This is a genomic window from Shewanella mangrovisoli (assembly GCF_019457635.1).
Taxonomy (GTDB): domain Bacteria; phylum Pseudomonadota; class Gammaproteobacteria; order Enterobacterales; family Shewanellaceae; genus Shewanella; species Shewanella mangrovisoli.
On the sequence record NZ_CP080412.1, the window covers coordinates 1,682,685 to 1,701,138 of the forward strand.

At 49.2% G+C, this 18,454-nt stretch carries 15 protein-coding genes; 2 read left to right on the forward strand and 13 right to left on the reverse strand.

Annotation, left to right across the window (positions count from 1 at the left end; genetic code table 11):
* Window positions 1-39: 39 nt before the first annotated feature.
* The 12 genes from K0H60_RS07560 to K0H60_RS07615 form a co-directional block, all read right to left on the reverse strand.
* A complete protein-coding gene (locus tag K0H60_RS07560) occupies window positions 40-756 on the reverse strand; it encodes an SIMPL domain-containing protein (protein ID WP_088212201.1) in 717 nt (238 codons plus the stop codon).
* 157 nt (window positions 757-913) lie between these two features.
* Window positions 914-1,300 carry a VOC family protein gene (locus K0H60_RS07565; protein WP_220057744.1) on the reverse strand — a complete coding sequence of 129 codons (387 nt, stop codon included), beginning with the start codon at window positions 1,298-1,300 and terminating at the stop codon, window positions 914-916.
* 101 nt (window positions 1,301-1,401) lie between these two features.
* Entirely contained in the window at window positions 1,402-2,688 is a 1,287-nt protein-coding gene (locus tag K0H60_RS07570; RefSeq protein WP_220055133.1) for an OmpP1/FadL family transporter, read from the reverse strand.
* 340 nt (window positions 2,689-3,028) lie between these two features.
* Entirely contained in the window at window positions 3,029-4,480 is a 1,452-nt protein-coding gene (gene putP, locus K0H60_RS07575; protein WP_220055134.1) for a sodium/proline symporter PutP, read from the reverse strand.
* 158 nt (window positions 4,481-4,638) lie between these two features.
* Window positions 4,639-5,343, reverse strand: coding sequence for a DUF3379 domain-containing protein (locus K0H60_RS07580; protein WP_220057745.1), 705 nt, complete (start codon window positions 5,341-5,343; stop codon window positions 4,639-4,641).
* The gene (locus K0H60_RS07585) at window positions 5,336-5,899 is read right to left on the reverse strand and encodes a sigma-70 family RNA polymerase sigma factor (RefSeq protein ID WP_220057746.1); all 564 of its coding nucleotides are present in this window, start codon (window positions 5,897-5,899) and stop codon (window positions 5,336-5,338) included. The genes K0H60_RS07580 and K0H60_RS07585 overlap by 8 nt, the downstream gene beginning before the upstream one ends.
* 93 nt (window positions 5,900-5,992) lie before the next feature.
* Entirely contained in the window at window positions 5,993-7,654 is a 1,662-nt protein-coding gene (locus tag K0H60_RS07590; RefSeq protein WP_220057747.1) for a BatD family protein, read from the reverse strand.
* On the reverse strand, window positions 7,648-9,708 hold the full coding sequence (locus tag K0H60_RS07595; protein WP_220057748.1) for a vWA domain-containing protein: 2,061 nt from the start codon (window positions 9,706-9,708) through the stop codon (window positions 7,648-7,650). The genes K0H60_RS07590 and K0H60_RS07595 overlap by 7 nt, the downstream gene beginning before the upstream one ends.
* Entirely contained in the window at window positions 9,708-10,724 is a 1,017-nt protein-coding gene (locus K0H60_RS07600; RefSeq protein WP_220057749.1) for a vWA domain-containing protein, read from the reverse strand. Before K0H60_RS07600 ends, K0H60_RS07595 begins: the two co-directional genes overlap by 1 nt.
* The gene (locus tag K0H60_RS07605) at window positions 10,718-11,311 is read right to left on the reverse strand and encodes a DUF4381 domain-containing protein (RefSeq protein ID WP_220057750.1); all 594 of its coding nucleotides are present in this window, start codon (window positions 11,309-11,311) and stop codon (window positions 10,718-10,720) included. Before K0H60_RS07605 ends, K0H60_RS07600 begins: the two co-directional genes overlap by 7 nt.
* A 63-nt stretch (window positions 11,312-11,374) precedes the next feature.
* On the reverse strand, window positions 11,375-12,343 hold the full coding sequence (locus K0H60_RS07610; RefSeq protein ID WP_220057751.1) for a DUF58 domain-containing protein: 969 nt from the start codon (window positions 12,341-12,343) through the stop codon (window positions 11,375-11,377).
* 72 nt (window positions 12,344-12,415) lie between these two features.
* Window positions 12,416-13,372 (reverse strand): AAA family ATPase, encoded by a 957-nt coding sequence (locus K0H60_RS07615; protein WP_011622189.1) that lies wholly within the window; start codon window positions 13,370-13,372, stop codon window positions 12,416-12,418.
* Between the two features lie 273 nt (window positions 13,373-13,645).
* On the opposite strand from K0H60_RS07615, the gene fadI reads away from it, so the two are divergent.
* Window positions 13,646-14,956 (forward strand): acetyl-CoA C-acyltransferase FadI, encoded by a 1,311-nt coding sequence (gene fadI, locus K0H60_RS07620; RefSeq protein WP_011622190.1) that lies wholly within the window; start codon window positions 13,646-13,648, stop codon window positions 14,954-14,956.
* Between the two features lie 5 nt (window positions 14,957-14,961).
* Window positions 14,962-17,091, forward strand: a complete 2,130-nt coding sequence (gene fadJ / locus K0H60_RS07625) for a fatty acid oxidation complex subunit alpha FadJ (protein WP_220057752.1) — start codon at window positions 14,962-14,964, stop codon at window positions 17,089-17,091.
* 744 nt (window positions 17,092-17,835) lie between these two features.
* Here fadJ and K0H60_RS07630 read toward each other — a convergent pair.
* On the reverse strand, window positions 17,836-18,381 hold the full coding sequence (locus K0H60_RS07630) for a hypothetical protein (RefSeq protein WP_220057753.1): 546 nt from the start codon (window positions 18,379-18,381) through the stop codon (window positions 17,836-17,838).
* Window positions 18,382-18,454: the final 73 nt, after the last annotated feature.

The following is an 18,454-nucleotide window of genomic DNA, read 5'->3' on the forward strand; positions in this document are numbered from 1 at the left end:
GCCATGTCATCACTCTTAGGTCTTTGTCCTGCTTTAATATCAGTCGTTTAAATAATAGGTCAGCGTAGACACAATGCGAATTTGTTTTATGTAAGGCGTGCTGCTGTCACGATCGGAAATCGTAAACTGGCCTTGGCTGGCACTCTTAATCTTACCCAAACGCGATTGTGAGTCCTTGGCAAACTTTTCGGCCACTTCCCGCGCATTTTGTGTCGCTTCCTGCACCATGGTCGGTTTCACATCATTGAGCGCCGTAAATAAAAACTCGGTACGGTTTTCATAATCTTGGCTACCGATGGCAATGCCTTCTTTAACCAAGTTTATCATTTGCTTACGCGTGCTGAGCATTAAATCAATCTGTGGGGTATAGACAGAGAGGTTCACCTTAGCCGAGTAACGATACCGTACATTCGGATCGACATAACCTTGGGCCTGTCTGTCTTCTATCGTCGGCAGTGATACGGTAATTTCGTTGTCGCTAAACCCCTGTTCCTTGAGGAAGGCAACCACTCTGTCGGTTTTTTGTTGCACTGTGTCGTAGAGTTTAGGCAGGTTATTGTCGACTTCGGTGAAGTTAATCGGCCAGATGGCGATATTGGCTTTCACCTCCTTTTCGGCCAGCCCTTTAACTGTGACTGTGCGCTCTAGGGCTTTCATCTCTAACAGCGCCGAGCTGGCGCTTTGTCCTACATAGACCATGCCTGCACATAAAAAACCGCCAAGCACGAGGGCGGGGAGTAAGTAACTCTTTTGCATAACTGATTCTCTCGATGGGATGCCTTTCGCTACCATACTGCAATTAGATGATTTTGGGCATAGGCGAAGGCGCAAAGCTGAGCGCTTAATACTAAATGCTCAGCTGCTATTCAGGATTGAAAAGCTGTTGTTGCAAAGTGGCTTATAACTGAACAGCTTAATTCGCGGGCGGCGTTGGACTTGGCTGCCATAATTCGACTTTATTGCCATCGGGGTCGATAAACCAACCGAAACGGCCAAATTCCGAGTCTTCAATCTCCCCAATCTGTTTACCGCCGCCCTGAGTGACTTGCTGTAGGGCCTGCTCCAGATCGTCAACGATAAAATTGAACATAAAGCTTTTATCTGTCGGGGCAAAATAACTGGTGTTATGGTCGAAGGGAGTCCACACATGGTAACCGGGCGTGGGTTTATCGTTATGATAAAAAGCGGCGCCGCCCCAGTTTTCAATGGGTATTTGTAAATGGTTTTGATACCAAGTGGCTAATGCGACGGGATCAGTACTTTTAAAGAAAATACCACCAAGTCCAATGACTTTTGCCATAAGGGTGACAGTGAAAGGGGAGGATGGATTAACTTTAGGCAATAAATACGCAAGATACAAAAAAGCCGCATAAATGCGGCTTTTTTTGAGGCGTAAACAGCTTAGAACTGGTAGCTGTACTGTACTGAGTAGTACATACCTTTTGATTCGGTTACGGCGTTAACAGGGCCTGTGATAGCGCTGTTTTCGATCAGGTGAACTTCTTCACCTTTAATGTACGCGATACCAAAATCAACGGTGTTTTGTGGGTTGATGTGGTAGCTCATACCCGCTGTGTACCAGTTACGGTCAGAGTCTGGGAATGAAATCGAGCTGATTTCGTCCACAACGCCTTGGTCATGCATATAACCTGCACGAACAGTGAATTGTTCGTTGATGGTGTATGTACCACCTACGCTGAATAACCATGAATCTTTCCATTGGTATTCTTTCAATGCAACATCACCTACAGCTTGAGTCGCGCCCACAGCGGCAATCGTTGCAGTACCGTCTTTCGCGGTGATTTGATCGAAGTTGCCCCATTGGGTGTACTGCGCAGTGTAGTGCAGAGCAAACTTAGGTGTGATCTGATGGAAACCAGCAACTTGGAAAATATCCGCTAGCGGTACATCTAAACTATCGAAACTGGTCGCAACAGGTACTGTCCCTACACCAGGGATAGTAGTTGTTGTAATGGTATTGATATCGCCTTTAACGTTAACAGTTGGGCTGAAACGGTAGCTGATACCGAAACGGTTATCTTTATCTAATTCAACGGTGGCACCCACGATACCACCGAAGGCCCAACCGTCAGCGTCTACGTCAACGATCGGAGTCGTACCGGCGTTACGGGTTAAGCGGCCTTCGCCGTAGATAGCATCCAGACCCGCACCGATGCTGAACATATCGTTGATACGGTATGACACGCTGGCGTTAAAGTTCACTGTAGTGACTTCTGTTTCACCGAGTAGGTCGAAAGGTGCTGCAGGCTTGTTCTTAGACAAAGAGCTGGCGTCAGTACCTGTACCGAAGTTAGAGAATGCAGCAAAACCTACGGCTAACTTATCGTCGATTGGGTGGATGTAGAAAATGTTCGGGATAACTTTAGAGCTACCCGCATCGTCGATGCTGCCTAAGTCAACTGCGCCACCGGCAAAGTTAACGTCTTTAACGTCAACAGTAATATCGGCATAGGTTAGGCCTAAAGAGATTGCATCTTTATCGAATAATGCCATCGCTGCTGGGTTACGCGATAACACAGAGGCGTTATCGGCGATAACTGCGTCACCAGCAAAAGCACGGCCCATACCTGTGGCTGATTGGCTGTTTAATTGGAAACCCGAAGCGAAAGTTTGTGAGCTCGCCAGTGCAACGGCAACAGCAAGCAGTGTCTTGTTGAATGATTTCATTATTATTCTCTCATTATTTTGGTATTGGATTTTGTTCGCTCCTAGTCGCCGGAACAACGCGCAAATCCTTTTATAATCTTCGGCATGTTAGGGATTGTGTGTAACCTCAACAAGTCCGACCAGATTTGATTTTTGTTAAATAACAGTTAATTAAAACAGGGTCGTACTTTAGCATGAACGAATGGTCGGGCCAGATGCTTGGTATCTTTGGCTTTTATCTTAAGGCGAGGTTTTAATTGAGGTTAACGTTTTGTAACTGATGAAAGGTTAATAAATTTATACAAATTGTAAAAAGCGTACACTTGTACGCTTTTTACGTTCTCAGAAATTATTTCAGCTGTTACAACGCGGACTTAAATTGCTCAAACTCTGCGGTGATGGCTTCTGCTGGGCGAGACATCTTGCTCACGACAACCCCTGCAATAATTGCAAACACAAATCCAGGTAAGATTTCGTATAGGTCGAAAATGCCACCTGTGAGCTGCTTCCATATCACCACGGTTAATGCGCCGACAATAATGGTAGCAATTGCACCGTTACGGCTGTATTGCTTCCAGAAGAGTGACAGGATGACCACAGGGCCGAAGGCGGCGCCAAAACCTGCCCACGCATAGCTCACAAGGCTCAATACACTGCTTTCAGGATTCAATGCAATGATGCCTGCGATCACGGCAATGGCCAGCACGCCCATACGACCTACCATCATCAGCTCGCGATCGTCGGCTTGAGGGCGTAACCACTTGCGATAAAAGTCTTCGGTGATGACGCTTGAGCACACCAATAACTGCGAATCAATGGTACTCATAATGGCCGACAGAATTGCGGCGATCAGCAAGCCCCCAATCCAAGGGTTAAAGGCGGCTTGGGCTAAATGAATAAACACGGTTTCAGCATTGGCGAGTGGTTGATTGGCGAAATACAGTGAACCCGCTAACCCTGTGGCTAAAGCACCGATGAGGGATAACATCATCCAGCTCATGGCGATACGGCGAGACAGCGGTAGTGCATCGGCAGTGCCAATGGCCATAAAGCGCGACAAAATATGTGGCTGACCGAAATAACCCAGTCCCCATGCGAGCAGTGATAACAAGCCAATTACCGTGGTTTTGTCACTGATAAGTGCCAGCATCGCCGGGTCGATAGACTCAATTCCCGCATGGCTCTCTGGGTGAGAGAACACCGCAAAGGGGATGATCAGCAGGGCTATCAGCATTAAACAGCCTTGGAAGAAGTCAGTCCAACTCACGGCAAAAAAGCCGCCAATAAAGGTGTAACCAACGATGATGGCCGAACCAATGACTAAGGCAACGGTGTAATCGAGTCCGAAGACTTTTTCGAACAGAATGGCGCCGCCCACCATGCCAGAGGATGCATAGAAGGTGAAAAACACCAGAATCGTGACCGCAGAGACGAGTTTGAGGTAACCCTGTTTATCGTGAAAACGTTTCTCGAAGAAGTCGGGCAGGGTGAGGGCGTTGTCCGCTAATTGGGTGTAAATGCGCAGACGTTTGGCCACAAACAACCAGTTAAGCCAAGCACCGACGACTAAACCGATACCAATCCAAGCTTCGCCTAAGCCGCCTAAGTAAACGGCGCCAGGTAAACCTAAGAGTAACCAGCCTGACATATCGGAGGCACCCACGCTGAGCGCGGTCACGGCGGGACCCATTTTACGGCCACCTAAAATATAATCATCAACAGTATCGGTGGCACGGTAAGCCCAAAATCCTATGCCCATCATCAATACTAAATAGCCAACAAATGTGATTAAAATCGGGGTTTCAATCGTCATATTGTCTTTATCCCATCTTGTTATTATTAAAAGTGGCAAGCATGCTACCAGATGTTTGAGCAAGAACCCATTAGTAGATAAAGATGTGATCGAAATCCGACCTCCTAGCATTAGAAAAGATCGGAGGTCGTTAAAAGAAAGGATTTACTATTAATAGGTTAGATAAAGGTGTTCTTGATTTCGTCTTTTACGAAGCTAAGGTCAGTATGATCTTCACCCACAAGCAAAATGTATGCATCACCGGCCTCAAAGCCCATGCCCTGATATTTACCATCGGCAAAGGTGTTATCCAGCACCATGCGTTTTTCGATGGGCACAATAAACAGAGTCACTTTCCCCTTTTCAGCTTGCAGCACTAAGTGCAGACTCTTAACCCCTTGAAAATCACAGTAAGAGGTGTAATAGACCTTGCCAGGTTGCCCGGTAAATTTGGCATGCTCTAAGTGTTTTAAGGAGGCGAGCTGCGCGTTCACTTGGCTAAAGTTGACATTTTGGTCCACCTGCAAGGCTACGCCTTCATGGTAAACATGGGCTAAGGCATGCTCGGCTAAATCGACTGGACCTAAGCGCAGTAAACTGAAACTGATCCCCACAATAAAGGCAATCGACGCGGCCATGGCGACTAAAAAGCCCGTTTGTCGGCGCTGTTTATGGTGCTGTTGCAATTGTTGGCGCAGAATAAGTTTGTCAGCCAAGTCCTCTGGTACATCCACTTTTAACGCATGAGTGATTTTGGCATCGAGGCCCTTAAGCTCTGCGACGAACGCCTGATATTCGGCATTCTCCTGCATTTGCGCAACAAACTCGGGATCTTGATTATGAGGATCTTCATAAGCTTGACGCCTAAATTTAAGCTCATCCATTGGATTGACCTCTCACATCGGTTTTCTCAAGTAGTTCTTTCAATTGGTTCCTCGCCCGAAATAAGCGCGTCATGACAGTGTTGCGGTTTAAGTCCAACAGTTGGGCGATTTCATCACCGCTAAAGCCACCGATTAACTGCAGCAATAGGGGCTCCCGATATTCAATATCCAGCTTAGCGATTTGTCGCCTCAACCAATATTGCTCAGTTTGCTCTTCAGTGCTGGAGGCAATGTGATCTTCTAAACTTTCTTGCTCGACATCGGCGTAATCGAATTGTTTGCGCTCGAATCGACGGGCATTTTCGCGCCTCAAAATCGTGATCAGCCAAGCCTTCGCCGCTTTATCATCCTGTAGGGAATCTAAAGAGCGCCATGCCCGCAAGAAGGTTTCTTGGGTAATGTCCTCTGCCACCTGCTTATCGCCGCATAACCAAAAGGCATAGCGGAAGATATCGGCGTGCAGCGCCTTGACTAGGCTGTTGTATCGTCGTTGTTTGCTCAGCATGTCAGAAGAGACCGCAGGCTCGACGGATTTCTTTCGCCAGTTAGCAAACATTTTTTTTATATTTTCTTTTTATTTTACGATTCAAAAGATTACACCTTATTCATTCGATTAAGCCGTGCGTCGTTTTGATTTATCCGTCTGTGTTTAGCCATTGGGATTCAGCGGTTGTAATGGCGTGGATTGCTGCGCCATAGGGTGTAGCTTGCCGCTTTTAACCGCGCTTAACAATGCTTTTACAGCGCTTTCGAGTTGGGCGTCGCTATTGGCTTTGCCGCCGTAGGCCAAGGCTTGTAGCTGACGAATCGCCTCTGCTAACTCGCTCGACTGCGCCGCAATTTTATCGAGCGTCATGGGCCGAGCGGCCTGTTCACTACAGTATTGCTGCAATTGCTGCAAAATATCACTGACATTGCCTTTAGCGCAGGCTTGCTCTAAGCCCTTAAGGCCAGAGCCAAGAGCGAGCGGTTGTGATGCGACTTGTGTATTGACCGTTACTTGGCGCTTAAGCGCGCGGCGCCAAGCGACAAAGGTAATCGCCCAAGCAACTAATGTCACTAGCCACAGTAGGGCAAACAGATTAGCACTCCAACTGCCTTCATTATTGGCACTGATATTTGCTTGCCAGTTGGGTTCGATCGGCGCATCGACCACGGCGCCACCTTTTACTTGAATGGTACGGGCGGGCAGGGTTGCCATTTCTTGGCGTTTAAGATGCGGATTCCACCAAGGCACTTTCACTTCGGGCAAGGTAAAAGTGCCCGCCTTACTGGGGACGATAGCCGAGGTAATACTGTATTGGGACACTATCTGCGCATCGCGCACAAAGCTCTGGCGCTGGGGTTTTTCGGGATAGGATTTAAGCTCCGGCGGCAGATTTTGGGCGATATCCGGCAGGCTATTCTCATCGGCATTGGAGGCCAATAAGGTGAGCGTGCGGGTAATAGGGCTTCCGACGGTAAACTCTTTTACATCCTCAGGAAAACTCTCTTTTAATACCACTAAGTCGGCCACAAGCCATTGGCCTTGGAAGCTCGTTGGCGCAGGTTCGACTTGGATGCTTAAGGAGGGCGCGCCGGCTTGCATTGGGCGGCTCTCGTTAAAGCCAAACATGCCGCCACGGCGTTGGGATTCCACTAATACATCGCCAGAAAAGGTCGCGCCTTTGATATTCACTTGGCCGGGTAAATCGGGAATGATGCCATAGGTGCGTTCAATCACGCGGTAACGGCGGCCTTCGATGATCTCTGAGCCGTCTTTATCTTCGCCGATTTGCTTAATTTGTGCGCCTTCGATAATGGGGGCATTGAGTACACCGCGTTGCAGTTCGACCGCAAGATAAAGCTTTACTTTATAGGTAATAAGCTGGCCGACGTAGGCCTCATCCGTCGAGACTTTGGCATCGATAAACAGGTTCTTGGCTTGCTCTGGTTGTGCGCCCGCTTCGACTACCCTGAGGGGAATTTCGGCGGAGCTGACGCCATCAATGCTAAAGGATGGGATGGTCAGTTGGCCCTTTTGTTTTGGGGCTAGCAGTACTTGCCAGCGGGTCTCTTTAACCGCATCGAAGTTCATTATCTGGGTGCTACGACTCACGCTGGTGCGACCCACGATAAAATCCTTAAGCAGGATAGAGGTATCGAGTTTACCTGTGTCGACCTCATCATCGGCACTCACATTGAGCACAAAGTACTCTCCCTCCATTACCGGATTGCGATCGACCGACGCCTCGAGTTTGCTCAGGGCAAAGGCGGGCTGAATGACCGCGATGCAAAGCGTGAGGAGGATAAAAAATTGTCTGATCACCACTGTTCGTTATCCCTTGATATTTGGCCATTCTGACGGCGTTTTTGATATTCGAGTTGCATCTTGTTACGCAGCAACACCTGTGGATCTTCACTCACGCCCCGCAGTGCTCGCTGCATCTCCGCGGGTAAAGGCTCGCTGTTACTCGGCGGCGCTTCAACAGACTCAATTGCGGTATCTGGTTTTTTATCCGCCTGCGCCTGTTTTTCTTTATCCGCTTTTTGCGCTACGGCCTGTTGCTGTTCTTGCTCGGCGTTGGACTTATCATCCTCGACCTTTGCCTGCATTTTTGCCTCGTTGCTGGCAGGATCTTCTTTATCTTCAGCATTGTTATCGGCGCCGTTCTGCTGATTAGCTTGTTGCTCGGCCTGCTGTTGTTCTTGCTGCGAATCTTGCTGGTCTTGCTTAGCTTTATCATCACTCGCTTGCTGTTTATCCTGTGCGCCTTGCTCAGGATCATTCTGCTCGGATGAAGACTCTTGCTCCTGCGACGGTTTTTCGCCCGCTTGATCGGGATTATTTTGCTGTTGGGACTGCTGCTCTTGAGACTGCTGTTGAGCTTGGTCGTTTTGCGAGGATTGTTGGTCTCCCTGCTGCTGGTTTTGCCCCTGCTGATCGTTCTGGTTCTGTCCCTGTTGGTTTTGATCGCCTTGAGACTGCTTATCTTGATTGTCAGCATTTTGCTGCGATTGTTGCTGGTTCAGCAATTTCTCTGCTAACTCAAGGTTGGCTTTGGCCTGTGGGAACTCGGGCTGCTTGTCGAGTGCGGCCTGATAACGCTCCTTGGCTTTGTCGGGTTTACCGAGTTGCATCAGCGCGTTGCCTTGGTTGTAAAGGCCATTGGCTGAGTTATCTTGCTCAAAGCTTTTTAACGCCTGTTCGTACTCGCCCGCCTTGTACTGCGCCGCGCCTTGCCATTGGGGCGTCTCGAATTTTTGAGCGGCATCAGCGTAATCCTCGGCTTGATAGGCCTGCATCGCCTGTTGCTCTTGGGTGTGCCAGAGCGAGTCCCATGCGCTGGCATGGGCGTTTTGCGGTGCAGCGCTGAGCAATAGACCGCCCAATCCCATCAGCAGCCAGTTGGCGAGCATGCCTTGCCTAAAGCTCAGCAGGGCAGGGATGAGTAAGAGTAAGGCGAGGTAAGGGCCGAGATCTTGCCAGGTTTCCCCATCGAGATCCGTGGCTTTGGCATCGCCACTGTCACTCAACCAATGTTGCAACTGCACTAAATCCTGACCATCGGCCCGATTGGGGATCATGATGCCATTATGGTTATCGGCTAATTTTTGCAGTAAGCCAAAGTCGGTTTTCGCGACAACGACTTCATTGCCGCTGTCGCGCTGTAATTGGCCATCGGGTAAGCGGATTGGCGCGCCTTGTGGGCTACCAAAACCCATAATCGCGAGCCGATATTGGCTACCAGCTAAGGCCGAGTTGGCCTCATCGAATTGCCTCGGGGTAATGCCATCAGTCATCACAATAATATCACCACGCAGATGCCCGCCCTGTGCCAGTAGATTCTTGGCTTGGGTTAGAGCCGCCGCCAGGTTTGAGCCCAACACGGGCATAATCTCAGGGCTTAAGGTGGGCAATAAATTAAGCAGCGTGCCCGTGTCTCGGGTGAGCGGGCTTATAGTAAAGGCATCGCCAGCGAAGGCAATAAGGCCAGTTTCGCCTTCTTTTAAGCCGCGGAGCAAATCTGTCGCCCGAAACTTGGTTTGGGTTAAGCGGTTGGGGGCCAGATCGGTGGCAAACATGGAGACAGACATATCCATCACCAACACTCGGCCTTGCTCGGCGGCAAAAACGGGCAAGGTTTGCTTATTGAGCGCTGGACCCGCTAAGGCCAAGGTGGCGATCATCCAAGTTAAAGCCAAGATATGCAGTGGTCGACGGGATTTTTGTGTGCCTTCTGTGACCAATATTTTGGCCAAATGCGGCGCAATATAGCGGTTCCAGGCGCTATTACTCTGGTGTTGACGCCATAGCGCCCACAGGATGATGGTGAGTGGCAACAGGGCGAGTAACCATTCTGGACGAATAAAATGCAGGCTCATTAACGAACATCCCCCCGTGGTGTTGCTGATGGAACAGGGTTTTTAGTCCGCGAAAACAGAGATAACTGACCTAAGGCTATCCAAATGCTGGTGAGCAGCGCGAGGGCGAGCGGCCAATAGAATAGCTCCGCTTGAGGACGGTAGCTGAGTTGATCGCGACTCACGGGCTCCAGTTTGTCAATTTCTTGATAAATCTGTTCCAGCTCTTGACTGTTACGGGCGCGGAAATAGCGGCCATGGGTAACATCGGCAATATGCTTGAGCTGGTTTTCATCGAGATCCATCGACGGATTGACGCGCTCACGACCAACCAGGGTGCGTCTTTCCATGACATCGGCACCCACGCCAACGGTATAAATCGTCACTTTGCGATTAGCGGCGATTTGGGCCGCTTGCTCAGGATCGATATTACCGGCGTTATTTGAGCCGTCAGTCAATAAAATCAAGACTCTGTTACTCTCATCCATTTTATCGAAGCGCTTGACCGCGAGTGCGATCGACTCGCCAATCGCCGTTTGTTTACCGACAAGGCCAATCTGCGCCTCCTTTAAAAACTGGGCGACAGAGCGTCTATCTTGGGTGAGTGGCGCTTGTAGATAGGCGTGATCGGCAAATAGAATCAAACCGATACGATCGCCTTTGCGACGCTCTATAAACTCACTGACCACGTGTTGGATCAGGGTAAAACGGTCGACGACTTTGCCGTTAATCACCATATCTTCTATCTGCATACTGCCGGATAAGTCCACCGCCAGCATCAGATCCCGCCCTTGGCTTGGCAGTTCAATCGGATCGCCAAGCCATTGTGGGCGGGCGATAGCAAGCACTAACAAGCTCCACATCAACCAATAACGTTTGCGACTTTGGCGGCTGTGGTTCGTGATATTGGCTTTGTCAGTTTGACTAATACCGGGCAATTGCAGGCGGCCACCTTCGGCTTGCACCGTTTGGCGACGCCAAAAAATAAAAGGTAAAGGCAGTAAAATCAATGCCAAAGGCCATGCGACTGTTAACATTGCTCCTCCGCAGGCTTAGCTGGAACCGATGTTACTGCTGCTGACGTACTCGGGTTTTGGTTTGCAGCAGTGTGCATTATCGGCGTGCTTAATTTGGCTTTTGAAGCAAACCAGCTGCGGGCGAGGGCCTGTAACTCAAGGGCCTCCTCGGCGCTGAGTGGTTTAGCCTGGTGGCGTTTATCCAATAAAGGCCCAATGCGGCCGCGCTGCTTTGTGGGCAAATGACTATCTAACCAAGTTGCCCACGCGGGGCCGTCGAGTTTCGCTATCATTTCCCTTGGCAGATAACTTAAGGCGGTGCGCTTTAACAGCTGATTCACGTCAGAGGGATACTGGTTCGAATGAGGATCAAGTGCTGTAAATAAACCTTGGGCGGCTTTTTTAGGCGCTAAGTAGGCGGCACGTTTTTTGAACCAAAGAATTGTGGCAATCAACAAAGCTAACAGGATAGCGAGTGCTAACCAATAACCTATGGCCCATGGCCAAGCCCCAATCGGGTCGGGGAGAATAATATCTTGTAAATCCGCCAAAGCGGGATTTGGCGTGGCAGCCTTATCCAAGGCTGGATTTAGAGTTTGTGGGTTCACGCTTTGGACTCACTTATGCTTTATGTTGCACTGTCTACTATTACTCACTTATTTGCCGTGCTGTTATTGCAGTAAGGCTAACTGCTGCGCGAGGGGTAAACCCGCGTCGATAAATTGGGTACGCACCTTTAGCTTCTGCATCATGGCGATAAAGTAATTCTGCTGCTGTTGTTGCAGCCCAAGCCATGCTTGATAACTGTCGCGAGTCAGCACTCGATCTTGGTCTCCTTCGCGAACCGGCAAACTAAACTGCTTGGGTAAGTTGAGGTTGCCCTGCCTGAGTGGGTCGGTCACCAGATAGGCGCCAATATCACAATGGCGCTTAAGTTCTGTCAGCGGCGCGATACATTGCGGCGTAAAATGGCTGCCATCTGTAATAATCCAAATCAATGAGCCCGGTTTCGCGATACGTTGCAAGCGCTGGCAGGCGCGCAGGATATGGTCAGGATCCCGAGGATGACTGCCGAGCTGATTGAGTTGTTGTTCGTGCACTCGGCACAATCCTGAGATGAGCTGCAATATCCCTTGGCGGCGACTGCGGGGTTTTAACTCTAAATGCTCAGACTCGCAGGCGATTAAGGCGCCGAGTCTGTCACCGTGGTTGATGGCATTCCAACCCAGCGTGGTCGCTAAATGTCCCGCTTGTACCGACTGCAATAATAAACTCGAGCCAAAATACAGGCTCTGGCTTAAATCGAGCAGCAGCAGGATAGGGCGCTCGCGCTCCTCAATAAATAGCTTAGTGTGGGTTTGCCCAGTGCGGGCGGTCACGCGCCAATCTATGGTGCGAACATCGTCGCCCTGTTGATAATGGCGCACTTCGGCAAATTCCATACCGCGGCCTTTGATTAAACTGCTGCGATGCCCCGCCATATTGGCACGTGCCCGGCTGTGACGTTCAGGGATGGCACGCGCAATCGTCTGGCAGGCGAGCAGTTCTTTCTCGGTTAAATGCAGCCCGTCGGCAAACAATGGCAAGTCATGTGGATTGCCATCACTGTGTTGGGATGCGTTTAGCGCACTGTTATTCATTCAAAGCTACTCATACAAAGCGATTCAGTTACCTAGGATTTATCAGCCCGTGTATTCAGACCTACCATGCGATTAAGGAACGGCGACCTGAGTCAAAATATGGTTGATCACTTGGTCGCGGCTGACACCTTCGGCCTGCGCTTGATAACTCAGCAGCAGTCTGTGTCTTAACACATTGGGCGCAACGGCTTGAATATCCTCGGGAGAGACAAAATCGCGCTCGTGTAACCAGGCTCTGGCACGGGCGCAGCGCTCAAGCGAAATGGTCGCGCGAGGGCTCACACCGTACTCTAACCATTTTGCCAGCTCGTCGCTGTAACGCGCGGGTTGTCGGGTCGCCATAATGATTTCGACTATGTATTTCTCTAGCGGTTCGGCCAGATAAATTTCCATCGCTTCATCACGGGCGGCAAAAATATCGGCCTGGGCTATTGGCTCCGCTGTCGGCAGCTCATGGGTGAGCGCTTCTTGACGGGATTGGCGCAGAATTTCGATTTCAGTGTCGCCGCTTGGGTAATCTAAATTCAGGTGCATTAAAAAGCGGTCGAGCTGGGCTTCGGGCAGCGGATAAGTGCCTTCGTTTTCTAAGGGGTTTTGTGTCGCCATCACGAGGAAGAGCGGTGGCAACTTATAACTGTTTTTGCCAACGGTCACTTGACCTTCGGCCATGGCCTCTAATAACGCCGACTGCACCTTAGCCGGCGCGCGGTTTATTTCATCGGCGAGGATCAGGTTATGGAAAATCGGGCCCGCCTCAAATTCAAAGGTGCCAGTTTGTGAGCGATAGATATCTGTACCCGTAAGGTCGGCGGGCAACAGGTCAGGGGTAAATTGGATCCGGTGAAAATCCCCTTCCACACCATCGCAGAGGGCTTTAACTGCACGGGTTTTTGCAAGACCTGGTGGGCCTTCTACTAATAAATGGCCATTGGCAATGAGGGCAATGAGCAGGTTTTCGGTCAAAACTGGCTGCCCTAAAACAACCTTATTTAGGTAAGTGCGTAATGCGTGGAAGCGACTCAAAGGCATGATGCTACTCGTTTTTTAGGTTGAAAATATCGATTGAAAATACGTGTGTGGGCTTAAGACCACGAATATGGTAAAGAATTCCCTAAGGGTTTGGCTAGTGTTAAAAAAACAAACAGGTGTTTAAAACTTGCTGACAAGAAGTTAGAATCAGATCACACTTTAATGGTCAGACCTGTTATTAGGCTTTTTTAGTGCCAAACAGCAGGGCAAACATGGAAATCGATAGCGCCGCCTGAAATCTCTCAGCGATAGCGCACATAAAGAGGGTGACAAATGAGTGATAGACAACAGGTAACTAACGCAAAGGGTGAGCGTATCGCTATTGTGGCGGGCTTAAGAACGCCATTTGCGAAACAGGCGACCGCATTCCACGGTGTGTCGGCGCTCGATATGGGCAAAATGGTGGTTAACGAGCTGCTGGCCCGTAGCGAACTGGATCCTAAATTGATTGAGCAATTAGTGTATGGTCAGGTGGTACAAATGCCTGCGGCACCGAACATTGCCCGTGAAATTGTGTTAGGAACGGGCATGGATGTGTCAACCGATGCCTACAGCGTGACCCGTGCTTGTGCGACCAGTTTCCAATCTGCGGTGAATGTGGCTGAGTCTATCATGACGGGCAATATCGAGATCGGAATTGCCGGCGGCGCAGACTCTTCTTCTGTATTACCTATTGGTGTGTCTAAAAAGCTTGCCCATGCCTTAGTCGATTTGAATAAAGCCCGCAGCTTTGGCCAAAAGTTACAAATTTTCCGCCGTTTAGGCATTAAAGATTTACTGCCTGTGCCGCCTGCCGTTGCCGAGTATTCTACGGGATTGTCTATGGGACAAACCGCGGAGCAAATGGCCAAGACATACAACATCAGCCGCGCCGACCAAGATGCATTGGCGCACCGCTCCCACACGTTGGCGAGTGAAACCTGGGCTTCTGGTCACCTACGTGACGAAGTGATGGTGGCCCATGTTCCCCCTTACAAACAGTTTATCGAGCGCGATAATAACATTCGTGAAAACTCCGATTTAAGCTCTTACGCTAAACTGCGTCCCGCTTTCGATAAAAAGCATGGCAGCGTGACAGCCGCTAACAGTACGCCGCTAACCGATGGTGCCTCGGCGATCATTTTGATGAGCGAGGGTCGTGCTAAAGCATTGGGTTATCAACCAATTGGTTATATTAAGAGCTACGCATTTACCGCGATTGATGTTTGGCAAGACATGCTGATGGGGCCATCCTATGCAACGCCTTTGGCATTAAAGCGCGCCGGCATGGAATTAGAAGATTTAACTCTTATCGAAATGCATGAAGCTTTCGCGGCACAAACCTTAGCCAATATGCAGATGTTTGCCTCCAAAAAATTTGCCGAAGAAAAGTTAGGGCGTAATCGTGCCATTGGTGAAATCGATATGAGCAAATTTAACGTGCTCGGTGGTTCTTTAGCTTACGGCCATCCTTTTGCAGCTACAGGTACGCGTTTAATCACTCAGGTTTGCCGTGAGCTTAAGCGTCGTGGCGGCGGAACGGGTCTGGCAACGGCCTGTGCTGCGGGTGGTCTTGGTGCTGCAATGATTGTGGAAGTGGAGTAATGGCGATGGAAAAGACATTTAATTTAACCCGCCGTGAAGACGGTATCGCCATTCTAACGATGGACGTACCCGGCGAAACCATGAATACCCTCAAGGCTGAATTTGGCCCTGAGATCAGTGAGATCCTGTCTGAGATAAAACGCGATAGCAGTATCCGTGGCCTAGTGCTGATTTCGGGTAAAAAAGACTCCTTCGTAGCAGGGGCGGATATTTCTATGCTCGATGCTTGCCAAACGGCGGGCGATGCGAAAGCCTTATCCCAGCAAGGGCATGTGGTGTTTAACGAGTTAGAAGCCTTGAATATCCCTGTGGTTGCCGCGATACATGGCGCCTGTTTAGGGGGCGGTTTAGAGCTTGCGCTCGCCTGTCATCAACGTGTTTGTAGTGATGATGGCAAGACCATGCTGGGCGTACCCGAAGTGCAACTCGGTTTATTACCCGGTGGCGGCGGTACTCAGCGTTTGCCTCGTTTAGTGGGGATCACTACTGCACTGGATATGATGTTGACGGGTAAACAAATTCGTCCGAAACAAGCGTTAAAGATGGGCTTAGTCAACGACGTTGTACCACAGACGATTTTACTGCAAACCGCGGTGGAAATGGCGCTTGCGGGTAAGCGCACTGCGAAACCAGTTAAAAAATCGCTGGTCAATCAATTACTCGAAGGCACAGGATTTGGTCGTAACATTATTTTTGATCAAGCCGCTAAGCAAGTCGCTAAGAAAACCCAAGGTAACTATCCTGCACCGGCAAAAATTATTGATTGTGTGCGCCAAGGTATGGCGAAGGGGATGCAAAAAGGGCTTGAGGTGGAAGCCAGCCATTTTGCTGAGCTAGTGGTGTCGAAAGAATCTGAGGCGCTGCGCAGTATTTTCTTTGCCACCACAGAGATGAAGAAAGAAACTGGCGCCGAAGGGGCGACACCACGTAAAGTCAAAAAAGCCGTGATCTTAGGTGGCGGTTTGATGGGCGGTGGTATTGCTTCGGTCACGACGACTAAGGCTAAAATTCCTGCAAGGGTAAAAGACATTAACGAAAAGGGCTTAAGCAATGCGCTTTCTTACGCCTATAAGTTATTGGATAAAGGTGTTAAACGTCGTCATATGACGCCGGCTGTTCGCGACAATTTAATGGCACTGATGACAACGACGACTGAATATAAAGGCGTTAAGGACGCTGATATTGTTGTTGAAGCCGTATTTGAGGATTTAGCGCTTAAACATCAGATGGTTAAAGATATTGAGCGTGAATGCGGCGAGCACACGATTTTTGCATCTAACACCTCATCTTTACCCATTGGCCAAATTGCACAGGCGGCCAGCCGTCCTGAAAATGTGATTGGCTTACATTATTTCTCACCAGTAGAAAAAATGCCGCTGGTGGAAGTGATTGCCCATGCGAAAACGTCTCCTGAGACGATTGCCACCACAGTGGCCTTTGCCCGCAAACAGGGTAAAACGCCAATCGTGGTACAAGACGGTGCCGGTTTTTATGTTAACCGTATCCTCGCGCTGTATATGAACGAAGCTGCACAATTACTGCTGGAAGGCCAGAGTATTGAGCACTTAGACAAAGCCTTAGTGAAGTTCGGTTTCCCCGTCGGCCCTATCACTTTACTCGATGAAGTGGGTATCGATGTCGGTGCTAAAATCGCTCCAATCCTTGAAAAAGAACTGGGTGAGCGCTTTAAAGCCCCTGCAGCCTTCGATAAGTTACTGAGCGATGATAGAAAAGGCCGTAAAAATGGTAAAGGTTTCTATCAATATGCTGCTGGCAATAAAGCGTCGAGCAAGAAGAAAGCCGTGGATGAAAGTGTTTACGCAGTGCTTGGCATCAAGCCTAGTATGGACAAAGACTTAAGCGCAGTGGCCGAGCGTTGTGTGGTGCAAATGCTCAATGAAGCAGTGCGCTGCTTAGATGACGGCATTATTGCTTCACCGCGTGATGGTGATATTGGCGCCATCTTCGGTATTGGTTTCCCTCCATTCTTAGGTGGCCCATTCCACTATATTGATACCCTAGGTGCCGATAACTTGGTCAACACACTGGAACGTTATCAGGCTCAATACGGCGACCGATTTGAGCCATGCCCACGTCTTAAGGCGATGGCGGCAGAAAAGGCTCGTTTCTTCTAAGCGCACAAATAGAAGTTGATTAAAAAAGCGGCAATGTGATGCCGCTTTTTTATTGCCTCAAGGCTAATTTTTGCCTAAAAAATGTTCACATTTGTTTGAGTGATCTTGTATTATGTCGTCCCTATTTACGGCAGTTGTGCCGTGACACCGTCTGTGTAGATGTTGCTTAGTGCTGATAAATAGTCTCGCTCAGAGTCTATTTGTATTGAGAACGGCTATTTTTTTAATTTTGCACATAATGACTTAGTCGATAAAGAGGTTGCTGTGGGATTCATTTTTTATGTGGTTGTCGCCTTATCGGTGAGTTGTTCCTGGTGTTTTGGTGTTGCGGCTTTTAGAGTAGGACTTTCGGTAAGCTATTGGGCTGTAATGGGATTTATACTGGGACCCTTAGCGTTTCCACTGTTTTCCTCCCATAAACGTATTGCGTTAAGCAGAATGCGCCGGACTTCTGACGCTAGTCTAACCGCTTAATGTTGATATGATTTGTCGTAAATATGGTCAATAAAAAAGGAGCATTTAGCTCCTTTTTTATTAACCTAGGCAGCGCGCTAGCAAATGGCTCTAGGCTCTGTGAACGGTATATTTCCGCTTGAAGGGGAAATTAATTCCACCAACCCTTTGCAGGGATCACTTCAAGGTGGTTTAAGCCTTCTGGTAATTTCACTTTTTTACGAACAGGCTTTGCGAAACCAAGTGCTTTTTTGAGTGAGTTCAACATATCTCTCTCCTTAGTTAGGTAGATTAGGCAAGATCAATAGTTCTGAATTTGACATTTGGAGCACCAGCTAGCTCAACAGGCTTGAATTTGACATTGGGGGCGCCAGCCAGCTCAACAGGCTTGAACTTCACATTGGGGGCTCCAGCCAGCTCAACAGGCTTGAACTTCACATTGGGGACTCCAGCCAGCTCAACAGGCTTGAACTTCACATTGGGGGCTCCAGCCAGCTCAACAGGTTTGAACTTCACATTGGGGGCACCAGCCAGCTCAACAGGTTTGAACTTCACATTGGGGGCGCCAGCCAGCTCAACAGGTTTGAACTTCACATTGGGGGCACCAGCCAGCTCAACAGGTTTGAACTTCACATTGGGGGCGCCAGTCAGCTCAACAGGCTTGAACTTCACATTGGGGGCACCAGCAAGCTCAACAGGCTTGAACTTCACATTGGGGGCACCAGCAAGCTCAACAGGTTTGAACTTTACATTCGGGGCACCTTCAAGTGGATGAGCATTTACAACAAAGCCGATAGTAGACAGCAATGCAGCAGCAGTTAGAATTCCTTTCATCATTTTATCTCTCAGGGTAGTTGATAATGTTTTATTTTTTGACTCTGAACACCTTGATGCAGATGTTGTGCCAATG